Source organism: Enterococcus alishanensis, assembly GCF_019218635.1.
Classification (GTDB): Bacteria; Bacillota; Bacilli; order Lactobacillales; family Enterococcaceae; genus Enterococcus_A; species Enterococcus_A alishanensis.
Map to the genome: position 1 here is coordinate 1 of NZ_JAHUZB010000040.1, position 433 is coordinate 433.

The following is a 433-nucleotide window of genomic DNA, read 5'->3' on the forward strand; positions in this document are numbered from 1 at the left end:
ACGTCTCGCTGGCGCTGGCGCTACTGGCGGACGTGGCGGCGGCCTCTGCTGATGCGCCCGCCGCTGCGCTGTCCGTCACGTCCTCCGAACGAAGAACCGAGACGGCAAAAGTCACGCCGGGAAGGTCGGTGCCGTCGCCCAGCATCCCCGAATGGAGAACTGGGCGCAGATAGACCGAACCAGGGAAGTTCGCCAGGAGGAAGTCGCCTGTAACGTCGCGGCGATCCGTGATCCAGCCTGTAGGATCAGGGCGGGTCGGGAACTCAAACCAGAAACCGACAGGAGAGGCGTCTTCGCTGTAGAGCGAAAACCCGTTGCGGAACTGATTTCCAGGAGCTCCCGAGACGACCTTCGTAATCGACGTGAAGCGGTAGGTGCGCCCGGCTTCGATCTTCCGCCACCCCCGACTCATAATGGGGGTGCTGCCGGAGAA

At 63.5% G+C, this 433-nt stretch carries 1 protein-coding gene; it reads right to left on the minus strand.

Features of this window, described 5'->3' with window-relative positions; all coding sequences use genetic code 11:
- Nucleotides 1–412 (minus strand): hypothetical protein (locus tag KUA55_RS18185; protein ID WP_218327774.1); only part of this gene is annotated, 412 nt, incomplete at its 3' end.
- Nucleotides 413–433: the final 21 nt, after the last annotated feature.